16 protein-coding genes are annotated in these 17,747 nt (G+C 44.4%); 3 read left to right on the top strand and 13 right to left on the bottom strand.

Annotated elements, in window-relative coordinates:
* Nucleotides 1-73 precede the first annotated feature (73 nt).
* Genes D2V05_RS06810 through D2V05_RS06790 form a run of 5 tightly spaced genes read right to left on the bottom strand, consistent with a single transcriptional unit; the run spans nt 74 to nt 6,140 of the window.
* A complete protein-coding gene (locus tag D2V05_RS06810; RefSeq protein WP_119646929.1) occupies nt 74-1,342 on the bottom strand; it encodes an adenylosuccinate synthase in 1,269 nt (422 codons plus the stop codon).
* A 12-nt stretch (nt 1,343-1,354) separates the two neighbouring features.
* Nucleotides 1,355-1,813, bottom strand: coding sequence for a Fur family transcriptional regulator (locus D2V05_RS06805; RefSeq protein WP_119640753.1), 459 nt, complete (start codon nt 1,811-1,813; stop codon nt 1,355-1,357).
* A 41-nt stretch (nt 1,814-1,854) separates the two neighbouring features.
* Entirely contained in the window at nt 1,855-4,059 is a 2,205-nt protein-coding gene (locus D2V05_RS06800) for a RelA/SpoT family protein (protein ID WP_119646927.1), read from the bottom strand.
* A gap of 44 nt (nt 4,060-4,103) precedes the next feature.
* Nucleotides 4,104-5,336 carry a M48 family metallopeptidase gene (locus tag D2V05_RS06795; RefSeq protein ID WP_119646925.1) on the bottom strand — a complete coding sequence of 411 codons (1,233 nt, stop codon included), beginning with the start codon at nt 5,334-5,336 and terminating at the stop codon, nt 4,104-4,106.
* A 3-nt stretch (nt 5,337-5,339) separates the two neighbouring features.
* Nucleotides 5,340-6,140, bottom strand: a complete 801-nt coding sequence (locus D2V05_RS06790) for a TrmH family RNA methyltransferase (RefSeq protein ID WP_119646922.1) — start codon at nt 6,138-6,140, stop codon at nt 5,340-5,342.
* A 69-nt stretch (nt 6,141-6,209) separates the two neighbouring features.
* Between D2V05_RS06790 and D2V05_RS06785 the strand changes: the two genes are divergently transcribed.
* Entirely contained in the window at nt 6,210-7,013 is an 804-nt protein-coding gene (locus tag D2V05_RS06785; protein ID WP_119646920.1) for a DUF6503 family protein, read from the top strand.
* A 41-nt stretch (nt 7,014-7,054) separates the two neighbouring features.
* Here the strand turns inward: D2V05_RS06785 and D2V05_RS06780 are convergent, their stop codons facing one another.
* From D2V05_RS06780 to D2V05_RS06755, 6 genes are all read right to left on the bottom strand, one after another.
* Nucleotides 7,055-8,353 carry an amidohydrolase family protein gene (locus D2V05_RS06780; protein WP_119646918.1) on the bottom strand — a complete coding sequence of 433 codons (1,299 nt, stop codon included), beginning with the start codon at nt 8,351-8,353 and terminating at the stop codon, nt 7,055-7,057.
* Between the two features lie 10 nt (nt 8,354-8,363).
* Nucleotides 8,364-11,306, bottom strand: a complete 2,943-nt coding sequence (locus D2V05_RS06775; protein WP_119646916.1) for an amidohydrolase family protein — start codon at nt 11,304-11,306, stop codon at nt 8,364-8,366.
* A gap of 59 nt (nt 11,307-11,365) precedes the next feature.
* Nucleotides 11,366-12,439, bottom strand: a complete 1,074-nt coding sequence (locus D2V05_RS06770; RefSeq protein ID WP_119646914.1) for a DUF3810 domain-containing protein — start codon at nt 12,437-12,439, stop codon at nt 11,366-11,368.
* Between the two features lie 91 nt (nt 12,440-12,530).
* Entirely contained in the window at nt 12,531-13,637 is a 1,107-nt protein-coding gene (locus D2V05_RS06765) for a peptidylprolyl isomerase (protein WP_119646912.1), read from the bottom strand.
* A gap of 12 nt (nt 13,638-13,649) precedes the next feature.
* Complete coding sequence (gene gldI / locus D2V05_RS06760; protein ID WP_119646910.1) at nt 13,650-14,198, bottom strand: gliding motility-associated peptidyl-prolyl isomerase GldI; 549 nt, start codon at nt 14,196-14,198, stop codon at nt 13,650-13,652.
* Nucleotides 14,195-15,211 (bottom strand): DHH family phosphoesterase, encoded by a 1,017-nt coding sequence (locus D2V05_RS06755; RefSeq protein WP_119646908.1) that lies wholly within the window; start codon nt 15,209-15,211, stop codon nt 14,195-14,197. The genes gldI and D2V05_RS06755 overlap by 4 nt, the downstream gene beginning before the upstream one ends.
* A 74-nt stretch (nt 15,212-15,285) precedes the next feature.
* Between D2V05_RS06755 and D2V05_RS06750 the strand changes: the two genes are divergently transcribed.
* Nucleotides 15,286-16,320 carry an alkaline phosphatase D family protein gene (locus D2V05_RS06750; protein WP_119646907.1) on the top strand — a complete coding sequence of 345 codons (1,035 nt, stop codon included), beginning with the start codon at nt 15,286-15,288 and terminating at the stop codon, nt 16,318-16,320.
* Nucleotides 16,321-16,370: 50 nt separating this feature from the next.
* Nucleotides 16,371-16,790: a nucleoside-diphosphate kinase gene (locus D2V05_RS06745; protein ID WP_119640741.1), complete on the top strand. Its 420-nt coding sequence runs from the start codon at nt 16,371-16,373 to the stop codon at nt 16,788-16,790.
* A gap of 237 nt (nt 16,791-17,027) precedes the next feature.
* Here D2V05_RS06745 and D2V05_RS06740 read toward each other — a convergent pair whose 3' ends face one another.
* Entirely contained in the window at nt 17,028-17,324 is a 297-nt protein-coding gene (locus D2V05_RS06740; RefSeq protein WP_119646905.1) for a DciA family protein, read from the bottom strand.
* Nucleotides 17,324-17,746, bottom strand: a complete 423-nt coding sequence (locus tag D2V05_RS06735; RefSeq protein ID WP_119646902.1) for a hypothetical protein — start codon at nt 17,744-17,746, stop codon at nt 17,324-17,326. Before D2V05_RS06735 ends, D2V05_RS06740 begins: the two co-directional genes overlap by 1 nt.
* Between the last annotated feature and the right edge of the window lies 1 nt (nt 17,747).

The raw sequence follows: 17,747 nt of genomic DNA, 5'->3' as shown, positions 1-17,747 counted from the left end.
TGTGTGTTACGGTTTGAAAAAAGCCGTATCAAATTACCCTTAAAGGTACTGAAAAATGAGCAATAACTGAAGTTTACCTATGGATAGTTTGGAGTCTGTCCGGACCCACGGAAACTATTTTGATAGGCACCTGCAACTGCTCTTCCAAAAAGGAGATATAATCGTTAAGGGCCGGGGGCAGTTCATCCGATTTGGTCAGTTTTGTAAGGTCCTTGGCCCAGCCTTTCATCTCGGTGTATACCGGTGTTACGTACTCACTTTCGATGTTGTAAGGCAAGTGCTGTATTTTTTCACCTTTGTAATCATAGGCAGTGCAAACTTTTATGGTCTTGAACCCGCTCAACACGTCTGCCTTCATCATCATCAGCTCGGTGACGCCGTTGATCTGTACGGCATATTTCAATGCAACCAGGTCCAACCAACCACAACGTCTTGGTCTTCCCGTGGTCGCCCCGAACTCGTTTCCTACACGGCCCATGGTGGCACCGTCCTCATCAAAAAGCTCGGTAGGGAAGGGTCCACTGCCTACACGGGTGGTATATGCCTTGAAAATACCCAAAACACGTTCAATCTTGTTGGGGGCCACGCCCAAGCCGGTACAGGCACCCGCTGCGGTGGTATTGGAAGAGGTAACATAGGGATACGTTCCAAAGTCTATGTCGAGCAAAGAACCTTGGGCACCTTCTGCCAATATTTTTTTGCCTTCGGCCTGTGCCTTGAAAATATACTCTTCACTATCGATAAAGGTCAATTTCTTCAAAGCTTCGACCCCGACACAGAATTCTGCTTCCAATTCGGCCAGATTGTATTCGATTTCCACATCGTAAAAGTCGATCATGGCCTCGTGCTTATCGGCAAGGGCACGGTATTTCGTTTTCCAGTCGTCAAATTCAAGATCGCCCACACGCATACCGTTGCGGCCTGTCTTGTCCATATACGTCGGGCCGATTCCTTTTAACGTGGAACCAATCTTGGCCTTCCCCTTGGAAGCTTCCGAAGCGGCATCCAACAATCGGTGCGTAGGAAGGATTAGATGGGCCTTTCGGGAAATCAGGAGTTTGGATACGAAATCGATATTGAACTTTCCAAGGTTATCCAATTCCTTTTTAAAGATGACGGGGTCAATGACCACGCCATTGCCCACAATATTGATGGCATTTTTATGGAAAATCCCAGAGGGAATGGTGTGCAATACGTGTTTGATGCCATCAAATTCCAAAGTGTGCCCGGCATTTGGACCTCCTTGAAATCTGGCGATGATATCGTATTCCTTGGTCAGTACATCAACAATTTTTCCTTTTCCTTCGTCTCCCCATTGGAGTCCAAGCAATAAATCTACCATGAAATGTGTGGATTATTCGGTTAGGTTTTCTTCTTTTTTGTTTCGGGTTCCGTAGAAATATAAGGAGTGGTTGTTGATCTTGATATCAAAAACCTCCTCAATCGTTTTTTTGATGGATTGGATGCGTGGGTCACAAAATTCCACTACTTCACCAGTGTCGGTAAGGATGACATGGTCGTGCTGACGATCAAAATAGGATTTCTCGTATTGTGCCTGGTTTTTACCAAACTGGTGCTTTCTTACCAATTTGCACTCCAACAACAACTCGATGGTATTGTAGAGGGTTGCACGGCTTACCCTGTAGTTTTTGGTCTTCATTTTGATGTAGAGGGATTCCACGTCAAAATGGTCGTCACTTTCGTAAATTTCCTGTAAAATAGCGTAGCGCTCAGGGGTCTTGCGGTGTCCCTTTTCCTCAAGGAATGCGGTGAACACATTTTTTACAATTTCCTGATTTTTGTTGTTATCCATGGCTTTCTACCTAAGCTAATGCACAAAGGTACAGCTAAAAATTAAATTCTGGTCACTTTGTCGATCCCTTCAACCTGCTTTAAATTGTCTATAAGCTTTTTAAGGATGGTGTTGTTTTTTACCACCAAAGTGATTTTTCCTTTGAACGTACCACCATCTGCCGAAAAGTTGAGGTTGCGCATGTTCACGTGCATGTTTTCCGAGATGATTTTGGTGATATCCTTCACCAAGCCGAGGTTGTCGATGCCCGTAATCTCGATATCCACCGAAAACTCTTCTTGGGTGGAATCTATCCATTTGGCGCTAATGATCCTATAGGCATAATTGGATTGCAATGAAATGGCATTGGGGCAGTTTTTCTTGTGCACTTTGATGCCATCATTCACACTTACAAAACCAAAAACATCGTCCCCTGGGATAGGGTTGCAGCACTGGGACAGTTTATAGTTGAGACGTTCTTCTTCCTTGCCAAAAACGAGCATGTCGTACTTGGTGGTGATTTCATCTTTGTCAATATCCTTGGGAACCGGGGTTTTTCGGATCCTGTTCTTGAAGAAATTGATAAAGGCATTGTGATAGGAAGAAGCAAAATCCTTGAGCTTATCGTTGTCGATGACCCCGATACCTACCCGGTAGAACAAGTCTAAACTGGTCTTTAGTTTAAAATAGTTCACCAGTTTGTTCACGGTATCCTCGTTCAGCGTGATCTTTTGCGATTTCAGCTTTCTTCGGAGAATCTCTTTACCTTCCTCGGCCACTTCTTTCTTCTCCTCCATCAATGAGGATTTGATCTTGGACCGAGCCCTGGCGGTATTGGCATAGTCCAACCAGCTTTGGCTGGGCTTGGCAGTTTCCGAAGTCATGATTTCTACTTGGTCTCCACTGCGCAATTGTGTGCCCAGGGGCACCAATTTTCCATTGACCTTGGCCCCACGGGTCTTCATGCCGATTTCTGTATGGATGTTGAAGGCAAAATCTAGGGCCGTAGCTCCTTTGGGCATAGATTTTAAATCTCCTTTCGGTGTAAAAACAAAGATTTCTTTGGCGTACAGGTTCAGTTTGAATTCCTCCACAAAGTCAACTGCATTGCCATTGGCACTTTCCAACGCTTCTTGCAATTTGTTGAGCCATTCTTCAATGCCCTGTTCCTTTTGGGCTCCATGTTTGTATTTAAAGTGGGCGGCATATCCTTTTTCCGCAATCTCGTGCATCCGCTCACTGCGTATCTGCACTTCTACCCATTTGCCTTTGGGTCCCATCACGGTAATGTGAAGGGCCTCGTATCCTGTAGATTTTGGAGAGGTGATCCAATCGCGCAATCGCACAGGGTTGGGGGTGAAGTGATCTGTGACTATGGAGTATATCTTCCAGGCCAGGAATTTTTCGTTCTTCCTATCGGATTTGTATATGATCCGAATGGCAAACTTATCGTACACTTCATCAAAGGAAACGTTCTGGGCCTTCATTTTCCTTCGTATGGAGAATATGGACTTCATACGGCCTTTGATGTAATAGTTGAGCCCTTCCTTGTCCAGAGAATTTCGTATCACATCGGAAAACGCTTCGATATAGGCCAAATTCTCTTCTTCCGTATCTTCAATTTTGGCCTGAATATCCTTATATACCTCAGGTTCGGTGTATTTTAAGGCAAGGTCCTCAAGATGTGTCTTGATATTATAAAGCCCTATCCTATGTGCCAACGGGGCATAGATATAGAGTGTTTCAGACGCGATTTTCACTTGTTTGTGCTCCGGCATGGAATCCATGGTGAGCATGTTGTGGTAACGGTCTGCAATTTTGATGATGATTACTCGCACATCATCATGGAGAGTCAACAGCATTTTTCTGAAATTCTCTGCCTGTTGACTAATGTCCATGTCCTTTTTAAGGTGGGCAATTTTGGTGAGCCCGTCCACAATCTTTGCTACGGTTTCCCCGAACATCCGTTCAATATCGGCAAGGGTGTAGGGGGTGTCCTCGACTACATCGTGCAAGAGCGCAGCCGCTATGGAAACGGCATCCAATCCAATTTTGGAGGCAACGATCTTGGCAACTGCAATGGGATGGAAAATATAGGCCTCACCTGATTTTCGTCGTTGGTCCTTATGGGCATCCACGGCCACGTCAAAAGCAGAGCGTATCAACTTCTTGTCCTCATCGGTCAAGGTTTGATAACTGATGCGAAGCAATTCCTTGTATTGCTTGGCAATCTCCTTGTTTTCTTTTTCGATAGCAGCGGCTGTCATAGTATACTAAAATTACTACAAACTTATTATGTGGGCAACAAAAACTATGCCTTCAAATTACGGATGCGTTCCACCAACGGTGGGTGGGAATAGTGTACGAAAACGTAGGCAGGGTGGGGAGTTAGGTTGCTCAAACTGTTCTTGGACAACTTCTTTAACGATGTGACCAAAGGTGTTGCCGAAAAGGTGTTCTTGGCATAATCATCGGCTTGAAATTCGAACTTTCTGGACAGATAGTTCATAGCCAAACCTGTGATTTCCGAAATGGGACTGTACAACAAGGCAAAGCCGACCAATGCAGCATGGAAACTTGGTGTAGTTACTCCAATGGCCTTAGAAATTTCTGGGTGATTGATGAAAAGGGAGAGAATGTACAAGGTAAAACCCGTTACAGCTAAAGACAACACCAAGTTGAAAATGATATGGTTTCTCTTGTAATGACCGACCTCGTGTGCCAAAACGGCCACAATTTCCTCTTCATCCAGATCATGGATTAAGGTGTCGAACAACGTAATCCGTTTTTCTTTTCCAAACCCTGAAAAATAGGCATTGGCCTTGGTAGAACGCTTGGAGCCATCGATTACGAAAATATTCTTGAGTTCAAAGCCGACTTTTTGGGCGTACCCTTCAATGGCATTTTTTAGACTGCCCTCATTCAAAGGTGTCTGTTTGTTGAACATCGGCACGATCAACCTACTATAAAACAGGTTGATGAAAAGGATGACCACGCCAACCATGATCCAGGTATAGATCCAAAATTTTGGGCCTGTCCATTGATAGAACCATATAAAAAGGGCCAAGATACCACCGCCTAATATCGCGGTCAGTATACCGCCTTTGATCTTATCCATAAAGAACAGTTTTTTAGTGGTCTTGTTGAAGCCGTATTTTTCTTCGATCACAAAAGTGCGGTAATAAGAAAATGGCAATCCCAAGATGGCACTGCCAAAGGTGATCAGCCCAAAGAATATCAGGGCCATGGGGATAATATTCTGGCTTATGGAACGCGTCAATTGGTCGATCCACTCAAAACCGCCGAACCACAGAAAGCATAGGGTCAATATAAGGGAAAATCCATCCGAAAGCAACCCAAAACGATAGTTGGCAAGCTTGTACTCCTGCGACTTTTGGTATTCCTTTTCATCAAAAACATCGGAAAGTTCCGGAGGCAAAGTGGATTTGAACCGTTTGGCATTGAGGTATTCCAAGAATTGGTGGACCAAATATTGGACAACAAGGATGGCGAGAATAATATAAAAGAGTACAGTTTTTTCCATAGACTAAAATCCGCGTTGTCGCTTGGCTTCAAAGATAAGTATTGCCGCCGATACGGAAACGTTCATGGAATCGATTTCGCCCTGCATCGGTATAATGATATTTTGGTCGGAATTTTGGAGCCAATCCTCCGTTAATCCGGTCGCTTCGGTACCCATGACCATGGCGGTGGCATCTGTAAAATCGCAATCCACATAGTTTTTGGAGGCGGTTAGGGCGGCACAGTAAATCTTGATTTGGTTCGATTGAAGAAACTGGATGATTTCTTCCGTCGAACCCATCCCTATTTGATTGGTAAAAATGCAGCCTACACTGGATCGGATGATATTCGGGTTGTACAGGTCCGATTTGGGATTGGCAATCAACACGGCATCTACGGCGGCGGCATCGGCGGTTCTTAACAAGGCACCGATGTTCCCTGGTTTCTCGGGGGCTTCGGCCACTAGTACCAAGGGTTGTTTGTTTTTGAAATGGATGTTTTCCAATCCGTGTTCCTTGACCTTCATGATGCCCAAAACACCTTCAGTGGTGCCCCGGTGTGCAATTTTCTCATAAACAGGTCGGGTAATCTGGATGATTTCAGGTTTTGAATTTACCAGTACATCCTTCAGGTGATGATCGGACCAAATCTCTGGGCAATACAAAAAGGTGGTTAAGGTATAGCCTCCTTTCTGGGCAAGTTCCAGCTCACGCTGTCCCTCCACCACAAAAAGCCCGGTCTTCTTCCGCTCACGGGATTTTTCCTTTAATAGCAGTATGTTTTTTACCAAAGGGTTTTGGACACTGCTGATCGATTTGGCTTCCATCACGAAGTAAAAATAGCGTTTCTTGTAATCTAAAAAAGCGGTTTTCGACCAATTGCCAAAATATAGACCATGAAAAAAACAACCATCCTAATGATTTTTTTGGCCCTAATGGCCTGCAAACCTTCCCCAAAAAAAGAAGCGGCACAAGTGCCGGAACCGATTGGGTCGGGCACTCCTAAATCAAAATATCCAGAATATTTAGCCAAGGTTTTTGAGGCGCACGGTGGCCTAGATCTTTGGAAATCCATGCGAACGCTCACCTTTGTGTTGCCCAACCCCGATGCGCCCGAAACCCACACTATTGACCTATGGTCAAGAAAAGATAGAGTGGATACGGAAAAGTATTCCATGGGTTTTGATGGGGAAAGTGCTTGGCTTTTGGATCCTGATCAAAACTACCAGGGAGATGCCGCTTTTTACCACAACCTGATGTTCTATTTTTATGGGATGCCCTTTGTATTGGCCGATGATGGCATTGTGTACGGTGAGGCTGAAGACTTGGTGTATGAAGGGAAAAGCTATCCTGGAGTGAAGATTTCCTATGATGCTGGGGTCGGTGCCTCTTCCCAAGATGAATATTTTATCCACTTTGATCCAGATACACACCAAATGGCATGGCTAGGTTATACGGTCACGTACCGGACCGGGGAGAGTTCGGATAATTTTAGATGGATACATTATGGTGAATGGCAGGATGTTGGAGGACTAATACTGCCTAAGGCCATCACATGGCACAATTATGAGGGCAGGAATATCTTGGATGCCAGGAATACCGTAAATTTTGAAGATGCCTCGGTGAGCAAGGAGCCCAAACCCGATAGTTTTTATGAAAAACCGGAGGGAGCGGAATTTGTTGAAATCAAGAAGAGTTAAAAAAAGCGGCGTTCATTTGAACGCCGCTCTCTTTTTGGAATCTATTGTCCTGCTTTTTCTCTTTCATATTTATCCATGTACCGGTGCCATAGCTTGGTCTGATGGGTTTCTAGGGAAATATCCCTACCATCGATATAAGCTTTGGAAAGTTGGTTGGTGCGCATATCCAAGGCATCACCCTCGGAGATGAACAAGGTGGCGCTCTTGCCAACTTCCAACGTTCCGTATTGGTCATCAATACCTAGAATTTTGGCCGTGTTACCGGTCAATAACTGTAAAGCTTTTTCCTTGTCCAACCCTTGTCCCACGGTCTGACCCGCATAAAAGGCCAAGTTTCTGGCTTGGAAATTGGCGGCATCCTCATTTTGTAATCCAACCAAGAGACCGGCGTCTACCAAAAGTTTTGGCAATTTGTATGGCAAGTCATAATCATCGTCTTCGTATTCTGGCAATGCATGAGTCTGTCCTACCAAAACGGCTACATTGTTTTCCTTAAGGAAATCGGCAATTTTATTGGCACGATATCCTCCCACGATCACAATGTGCTTCACCCCGACTTCTTTGGCCATGTTCACGGCATCTGTAATTTCCTTTTCGCCATCTGCGTGGATGTACAAACGCTTGGAGCCGTCAAAAAGTCCCTCCATGGCAGCAAATGGTAGGTTTTTCTCTTTTTCAACAGCTTTTCCATAGGCACTGGAATTCAAAAAGAACATTTTGATGTCATCTACCTGATCGCCATACTCCTTGTTGGGAATAAAGCCTCGTTCTTCACCCATCCACCATCTACCTCTCCTGAAAAAGGATGGCCAGTTCATATGGATGCCATCGTCAGTTTTAACGGCAGCATCTTCCCAGTTCCAGGCATCAAACTGTACAATACTGGAGGTTCCAGAAATAGTTCCACCCTGTGGGGTTACCTGTCCCAACAGCACGCCATTGGGTCTCATACTCTCCACTACCTTCGATTCGGCGTTGTAGGCTATGATGCTCCTTACATGGGGAATCATTTCGCCTATCTCATCTTGATCATCACTGGCCCTCACGGCATCCACTTCTACCAATCCCAAAGGTTTGGCCGGAGCTATAAAACCGGGATAGACATGTTTTCCTTTGGCATCGATCATGGTTCCGATCGTAGGAGCCATGAGGTCCGCACCAATGGCGGTGATCTTACCATCTTTAAAAATGATGGTACAGTTCTCAATGACCTCCCCGTTACCGATATGGGCCGTAGCACCAAAAATGGCAACTTGTTCCGTTTGCGGAGGTGCTGGGGTCTGTTGTGCGTTCAATGATACCCCTAAAGCTATGGCTATGATTAAAAATATTTTTTTCATGGTGTATGGTTTATAGGGTGTCACAATTAAATTGTTCTTTCTTGCTTTGGACCGGTGTTTTGGTCTTTCCGCCTTTTTTCTTCTCGTTCAGCATCATACCGATGAGTTGGTTCCTTTCTTTTTTGGCAGATTCACGCAACATTTTGTCCTTTTCCAGGTCAAAATAAACAGTCCCTTCAATCATAGTTTTTTCTGCCTTGGCGTATACGGACAATGGATGGTCTGACCAAAGGACCAAATCGGCATCCTTACCTTCCTCTATGCTTCCTACGCGGTCATCCAAATGCAAAAGTTTGGCAGGGTTAAGGGTAACCATCTTCCATGCCTCTATTTCTGAAACACCACCATATTTTACTGTTTTACCGGCCTCTTGGTTCAATCTACGTGACATTTCCGCATCATCACTATTGATGGCCACGGTAACACCTTGACTGGCCATGATGGCTGCGTTATAAGGAATGGCGTCGTTCACCTCGTACTTATAGGCCCACCAATCGCTGAAGGTGGAACCCCCAACACCATGTTTGGCCATTTTATCCGCTAATTTGTATCCTTCCAAAATGTGAGTGAAAGTGTTCATGCGGAAACCAAACTTCTCGGCCACTTTCATCATCATGTTGATTTCGCTCTGTACGTAGGAGTGACAGGTAATGAATCGTTCACCGTTCAAGATTTCGGCCAAGGTTTCCATTTCCTCATCATAGCGATAAGGTTGTCCGCTCTTTTTCTTGGTATCGTATTCCTTGGCTCTTTGGAAATAATCGGTGTATACCTGTTCTACACCCATCCGTGTCTGTGGAAAACGGGAGTAACTGCCCCAGTTGGACTGTTTCACGTTTTCACCCAAGGCAAACTTGATGAATTTGGGAGAATTTGGGAAGATAAGTCCATCGGCATTTTCGCCCCATTTCAACCTTAAAATAGCAGAACGCCCACCGATTGGGTTGGCGGAACCGTGCAATAACTGAATGGTGGTAACACCTCCTGCCAGGTCTCGGTAAATGCCCATATCCTTTGGATCTATAACATCCTTCATACGAACCTCAGCGGAAGAATTTTGCCCTCCTTCGTTAATGGCCAAAGCAGCAATGTGCGAATGCTCATCAATGATTCCTGCCGTCAAATGCTTTCCTGTTGCATCCACCACCGTGGCACCGCCTGCCTTAAGATCTTTGCCTACTTTGGAAATCTTTCCATTTTTTACCAGTACATCGGTATTTTCTAGGACTGCTTCACCGGTCCATACCGTAGCATTTTTGAAAAGGATATTTTCTTGCTTGGGCTTGGTCTTGTAGCCATATCCTACATTGGGGTAGGTGAGGGCCACCAATTCAGGTTTTTCGGTTTCCTCTGGAGTGGATTTTTCCTCAAAAGGTTTGGTTTGGATCATGGTTGCTGTGGACTCATCCCCATTGGGAAGTACCACCTTTCCGGTAATGGTTTGTGACCCTGGCATTACATGGGCCACCATGCGGTAGGATCCCATGCCATCTTCAGAAAAGGCAAGGTTCAACCAATCGGCATCATATGCAATTTTGGACTCCAAGGTCTCATCACCTTTTTTGATTTCGGCTTTTGGTTTGTCTACGGAACCGGTCACTGATACGGTATAGGTATTCGCTCCAACAGAAAGATTGTAATCTCCACGGATGTCCACAATGTCCATGGACTGTATGATGTTCTTGCTTCCTTGTACCCAGTTTTCGTAAAGAATGGTCCCTTTGTCGAAAATTTCACCGGAGGTGATCAAGAAATTGGCCTGACTTCCTGCCTGCAAAGAACCTACTTGCCCTGATTTTCCCAGAATACTCGCGGGAATAGTGGTCAATGCCTCAAGGGCCTTTGTCTTGGGAAGTCCATAGGCAATGGCCTTCATCAATTTTTCTTTCAGGTCCGAGGGGGATTTTAACCCGTGTAGGGTTATGGTGAACTCAACGCCATTATCAGCCAATACTTTGGGGTTAGATGGAGCCAAGTTCCAATGTCTCATATCCTTAAGGGCAATATATTGGGCCTGATAAGGATTGGAAACATCATAAGCATCCGGAAAGTTCAAGGGTAGGATCAACTTGGCATTGGTGGCCTTGATATCGTCAATTCGCTCATACTCATCTCCTCCTGCCAAAATAACGTATTGGATTCCGAAGAGGTCCCCGATCTTGTCGGCCCTCAACACATTGCCATTGTCACCTGCATCAAAAACTTGAACCAACCCCTTGTTGGCAATCAAAGCCTCCAAAGAACGGTCCTTGGTGTCCACATTGCCCTTGCTGTACCAATCCATGTCATAATACATTTGACGCATGAGGGCCATGGCACCCATTAAGGAACTAGGATAGGACTGTCTTTTGGCAACACTCTTGGTAAAAGAAAAGTATTGTGCCGATTTATCCGACAGGATACGCTGTGCCTCACTGCCCTCGTCGTTCAGGGCAACGAGCAATCCGGTACCGCGGGCAATTCCGTCCTCGATGTGTGCGTTTACAGTTCCAAAACCGGCCTTTCTAAGCTCACCTGCTTTTTTGGAGTCATATTTAAATTCATTGATGGCGTTGTTTTCGGGCATGATATGGTCGTTCCAGTAAAATCCTTCCCTTTCCGGGCCATATTGCGCGGAACGTCCGCCACCACTGGCGCGTTCAGGTTTTTTTACCCCGAAATCCGAGAAAATATCAACAAAGGATGGATAGATGGATTTTCCTTCCAAATCCTCCACAACCGCATTTTTAGGGATGCTCACGGATTTCCCGACCTGTACCACTTTTCCGTTTTGGATCAGAAGGGTACCTTTTTCAATAACTTGGGTTGGGGTAACATAGATCTTGGCATTGGTAAATGCCGTGTAATTGTTGTTCTTCTTTGCCTTTACGCCGTCATTTATGGGAAAATAATCCTGTGCAAACAAAGAAACACTGCCCATGAAGAGGGACAGCGCCAAGAGTTTAATTTTCATAAGGTTATTATTGAATTAGTTGGTTTAAATATAACCTAAGTGCATAGATTGCACAAGTTTCAACCACCTTGAAAAACCCTGTTTTGGTAATTGATCATGAGCCCGACAACCGAATTATAACTTTTGATGCCTTCCTTTTGGTTGTTCACCTTCAAAAATGTGTTGAATACGGATTTGAATAGGGGTTCCAATGGATTCTCATATTTTTTCCAAAAATCGTTCAATTCCTTAAAATTTTCCTTTACACCGGGATTAATGGTTGTCAAAATCCTATTGTATTGAGTTTCATCCTTGTAAAACAAATCGGAAAGGCAATACCCCAAGGCATGATGATAGGAAGCGTATTTGAAGTAAGCATCATCACTGTTCGACGTGACCAAATAGCCGATAAAATTCGTTGCATCTTCAGCAGAGTATCCCAACTGGTGGCCCACTTCATGGCCACTCACCATAGGTAATCGAAAGAGAGGTGTTATCCCGTTTACTTGGGCTTCATTGGTAAAAGGATTAAGATAGCCCCCATAACCCATAATGGTCAGAGGAAGGCTGTAAATGGAGGATTTTAGACTCGGGTTTTTGTATTCAAAATCCGGGTATTGTTTTTGGAGCAGGGCATAGGCTTCCTCGGTTTTTTGAAAAATTTCCCTTTTGGAGTAGGGGATGTGTACCGGGGCTAGGCTATCCTGGGTTATTTGATATTGGTACTGGTTCGTTTTTTCCACAATATATTCGGTAAAATCCACCAATTCCTCCAAGGTGTATTCCCGTTGGATGTTCAACTTCCATGTGATGGGCTGACGGTAATAATTCATGCCCCAAAGCAAATGGAAAGCAAAATAAGCTATGGAGAGGACCACGACCACATTCTTTAAAAAGAGCAGGGGCTTGGCCTTGATTACTTTCCAATGTTTGTAAATGTATCTGCCTGCCAAAAAAAACAAGGCCGTGTAAAGCAGATCCCCAAACGAGAAGGGGATCCATCCGAACAGTATTCTCAGAAACCTGGAAATATAGATGTACAGGCCATTGCTGTAATAGTTTTCCACTACGTCCGGGTAACTCGCCAACCATCTGACCAATAGGATTTGGGCCGGAAGTAAGAGGGCGATAATGGTTTTTGTTCTTTGTCCCATTTACATAAATAAACTCAAGGTCTGTGGCATGTTCGAATAAAAAAAGCCGCACGGAAAAGTACGGCTTTTTTGTATTTTCTTTCGGGTGGTATTATTCCATGATTCCTACTACTTCCAAATCGAATACCAAAGTGGAGCCACCGGGGATAGGTCCATAGTCAGAATCTCCATATCCAAGGTGTGGTGGGATGAACACACGAAGTTTGTCGCCCACTTTCATGGTCAACAACGCTTCCCTGAAACCTGCAGCCAATTGCGCATCGGGGCTGTACTTCATCGGGAAGGGGGTATAACCGCCTTGATCTCTACGACCAGGATTCAATTGATTGAATTTTTCGGCAATCTCTTGAATATTGCTATCGAACAATTCCCCGTTCATCAACCAGCCGGCATAGTTTACCAAAGCCATTTGACCAATTTCGGGTTGCTCGCCTTCGCCTTCCTTCAATTTAAGTATTTTTAGTCCTGTTGGGGTTTCTTCGGCTTTTGCCATTTGCTCGGTAAACTCCGCTGCCAAATCTTGTTTCATTTTAATAAAAGCTGCCGAAACCGCTTTTTCTTCCTCAAAGTAATCGCCCAAGATTTTTATCGCATCAAATTTTTTGGCCTCCTTTCCGTTCCGAACAATTTCCACATGGTTCATCACCACATCGGTTTTGGGCCGGTCACCAGGGGCGGTTTCTACATTGGCAATGGAATCCACCACGTCCAATCCTTTTACCACTTCCCCAAAAACAGTGTGCTTGCCATCCAACCACGGTGTTTCTTTGTGGGTGATGAAGAATTGGCTGCTATTGGTCTTCGGACCACGGTTGGCCATGGAAATGATTCCTTTCTTGGAGTGTCTCAGGGAATCGTTGAACTCATCCTTGAAAGTGTAGCCAATGTTTCCGCTTCCGGTGCCTGATGGATCACCACCCTGGATCATAAAATCCTTGATGACCCTATGGAAAATGATGCCGTCATAGAATTTTTTGTCCTTGTATTCATCGTTCACATAAGGGTTGTTGCCTTCTGCCAGAGAAACAAAATTGGCCACGGTAACGGGTGTTTTTTGATATTCCAATTTTATGACAATGTCACCTTTCGTCGTCTGGATATTGGCAAAGATGCCATCTCCCAAATCGGCATACTTGCTCGATTTGCATCCGAAGAAAACCGTGGAAATCAGGATTAAGATATAAAGGGATTTTTTCATTGTATTTTAAATTTAGTTTAAACTGTCCTTGTTTATGATGATGGTGTGTAACTCTACCGAAGATTTTACCGGGGTCCTTGGTCCAATGGCATTGTTGTCGCCTTGGTATCCGTATGCCTGGAGTGATGGGAAAATGAAGGTTGCCTTTTCACTCACCTTGAGTAATTTAACTGCATTCTGTAAGCCTGGGAACAATTGTTGTTTGTCTACCACATGAGACACTGGGCCAATGTCCTTGGCCGTATATATAGTGTCATTGTCCAAGGTCATCAAATTGTAGGAGAACAAGATTTGATCATTGGTCTTTGGCAAATAAGTGGCCGTATCGTTCTTGGTCTCGAAATAATACCAAAAACCATTGGGACTGGTCAAATATTCATGAACCGTATCTTTTTTGATGATATCCTGAATGGCCTTTTCTTCCTCTGCCAACAATTTCTTGTTGCGTTCAATGGATTCCTTGTAGAAACTACCCGTTTTTACCTCAACGGGTTTTCTAGGTTCCGGTCCGCCACAATTGATGAACAACAGGGCCAGCAAAAAAACGAAAGCAATTCTCATGGGTTCAGTTCGTTTTTATAGGTTTTTAGGATGTCGTTAAAGCGTGATATGGTCTCTTCCATGCCCAATTCACTTCTTCCCCCGGCAGCATTGGTATGGCCACCACCGTCGAAATGATTACGGGCAAATTCGTTCACTGAAAAATCACCAGTGGAGCGCAACGATATTTTGATGATGCCTTCTTCCTTGTTTTCAATAAAGATCAAGGCAAAAATAATGCCTTCCAAGGTAAGGCCGTAGTTTACAAAACCTTCGGTGTCTCCTTTTTTATAGTCGTAGGCATCCAATTCTTCCTGGGTTAGGGTGATGTAGGCCGTGCGGTATTCCGGCAAAATGACCATGTTGCTCAAGGCCACGCCCAACAAATGCAATCTGGAAGGGGAATTGGTGTCGAAAACCTGACGGTGTATCTCCATATTTTCGGCGCCCCTATCGATAAGTTCGGCCACAACGCGATGTGTTTTGCTAGAGGTAGATCGGTATTTGAAAGATCCGGTATCGGTCATGATACCCGTATACAGGTTGGTCGCGATATCCTTGGTAATGGCATCCGTTTCACCTAGATATTGGATGAAATTGTACACCATTTCGCAGGTGGAACTCATGGTAACATCAGAATAGGTTACCTTGGCATAATCACCGGGTTGCTGATGGTGGTCGATCATGATAAAATCGGCCGTGGCCGCTTTCAGGGCGGTCTCCATTTGCCCTACGCGGGACAGGTCGTTGAAATCCAAGGTGAAGATAACCGTGGCTTCTTCCAGCAATCGCCCGGCTTTCGGATTTTCCCTTTCAAAATTGATGACCGAGTCGTTTTCCGGCATCCATTTCAGGAATTTTGGATAATCGTTCGGGGCGATCACATGGGCGGTCTGCCCCATTCCTTTCAAAAAGCCATAGAGCGCCAAACAGGAGCCCATGGCATCTCCATCTGGGTTTTTATGGGGGATGATCGCTATTTTTTGAGGTTGGGAAAGTATCGACTTTACTGTAGTGATGTCCTCTGCATTCATGCGGCCAAATATACAATAATATAATATAGAGCTAACTTGCATAATCCTTATTTTTGAAGACCTAAATTCCAATCATGAGACACTTTAGTGTATTGTTCCTTTTGGCTGCCCTGATCATGGGATGTAAAAAGAAGGAAGAAAAACCGACCGTAATCCAAGAAGAAACAAAACCCGATTTCGTTGTCGCTTTCGGGTCTTGCAACATGCCACAGGAACCCAATCCTTTTTGGGACGATATTTTAGCGGAACAACCCGATGTATGGATCTGGGGCGGCGATATTGTGTATGCCGATACCGAGGATATGGATAGGTTACGTTCCATTTATGCCATGCAGGATACGGTTTCTGGCTATGCCAAATTAAAGGCTGAAGTACCCATTATCGGTACATGGGATGACCATGACTTTGGCGTAAATGATGGAGGTGCCAGCTTTGCGGTTAAAAAGGAAAGCCAACAAGTGTTCCTTGATTTTATGGGGGTTCCTCAAGATAGTGAAAGAAGGACGCGTGAAGGTGTTTATGCTTCCCATGATTATCAAACCGGAGCAGGCAAATTGAAGGTCATTATTTTGGACACCCGATATTTTAGAAGTGATTTGGTAAAGGATGAAGACCCGAAAAGACGCTACCAACCTAATATGGCAGATGATGCCACGGTTTTAGGTGATGCCCAATGGGCGTGGTTGAAAAATGAGTTGACCCATTCCGATGCCGACTTCAACTTGATCATGTCTAGTATCCAATTTTTATCGGGGGAGCATGGTTTTGAATCTTGGGGCAACTTTCCAAAGGAAGTAGAAAAAATGGAAAATATGATTGTGCAGTCCGGGGCGAAAGGAGTGATTATTTTGTCGGGAGACAGGCATATTTCGGAATTTTCAAAAACGAACCTTCCGGGATTGGCTTATCCCTTGGTTGATTTTACGAGCAGCGGCCTTACCCATTCCTATTTTAGTTATAGCGGGGAACCAAACAAATATAGAGTAGGGGATGTGGTTTCTGATAAAAGTTATGGGATCATCAACCTAAATTTTAAGGATAAGGAGGCCGATATGAAAATTATGGGGGATAATGGTGTGGTACTTCAGGAGTTAAAACAAACCTATTAAACCTTGTCCGTTATTCGAAAAACTGTACTTTTGCGCAAAATTTAAAGAAAATGACGGGAAATAGAACGTTTACCATGATCAAGCCTGATGCCGTTGAAAACGGGTACATTGGTGCGATTTTGGAAAAAATAACGGCTGCTGGGTTCAAGATCGTGGCCATGAAGTACACACAATTGAGCAGAAGGGATGCCGGGGAATTCTATGCCATCCACAAGGAGCGTCCATTCTTTGGTGAATTGGTCGATTTTATGACCAGAGGCCCCATTGTGGCTGCTATTTTGGAAAAAGACAATGCTGTTGATGATTTTCGTGCCTTGATCGGGGCAACCAACCCTGCAGATGCTGCCGAAGGCACCATCCGTAAGTTGTATGCTGCTAGTATTGGTGAAAATGCCGTCCACGGTTCCGATAGTGATGAAAATGCTGCCATTGAAGGTGCTTTCCACTTTTCTGGAAGGGAAATTTTCTAAAAGCAATAAAATATCAAGAAGAAGCCGCTCCAAAAGAGTGGCTTTTTTTTTTGGAAACACAAGATTTTGAATATTGTCATTCCGTGCTCGACACGGAATCCCATGAAAAGTAAGGTGTGGATGCAGAATCAAGTTCGGCAAGACCTCTTTTGGTCTTGGTCATTTTGAGAACAGCGAAAAATCTCTTACCTGGGAAAATGTCAAATTGTTCTCGACTGCGCTCGAATTGACACTAAATTACCTTAAAATCAACTTTTTTACCAGCTCTCGACCCAACTCCTCATTGATCATGGTAATAATCTTGGATTTTCCCAAACTGAGCTCCTCGCGTAAAACCGAAGAGGAAAGCGAGACGTATAGGGTTTCATTTTTCAATTCTACCGATGTAGTGTAATTGTTCACCCCATTGCCCATCAGGTTGGTCCAAGCTTCGCGGGCATCCACTTTGTCCATACCCTTTTGTAGCTTATTTTCCTTGATGAATTCACTCAAGGCCTCGCCCAAAGCCATATGATCGTTGTTTCTTTTGGCCATTACTTGGGAATTTTAATGGGTTCGAAACGTTTGTACGTATATTGGATGCCATCCATGTTGGTCACGGAGAAACCCATGGAATCCACTGCGACCAGATTCTCCTCCCACTCACTGAAATCGTTTTTGTACTGAAGGACAAAAGTTTGATTGCCAGGAGTTATGGTGAAAGTTTCCACATCGTTGGAAGTGTCATAAGAGCCGTCAAATTTGGGCTGCATTTTTTTTCGGTACCCTTTTCCGTCTTCAAATTGAATAAAATCGATGCTGGGATTTACACCGTATTCCTTGATGGAACCATCAGGAAAAACCACTTCTGAAATCTCCCAATACCCATTCAAATAATGAAGGTCTGCTTCCTTGACGGAGGTGCTTTCGCAAGCAAAAATGAGAAAGGCGATTAGGGTAAAAAGGAATTTTTTCATG

This window comes from Flagellimonas pelagia, assembly GCF_003584135.1.
Lineage (GTDB): Bacteria > Bacteroidota > Bacteroidia > Flavobacteriales > Flavobacteriaceae > Flagellimonas > Flagellimonas pelagia.
The sequence above is the reverse complement of the archived record's forward strand: the minus strand, read 5'-3'. Positions and strand labels throughout refer to the sequence as shown.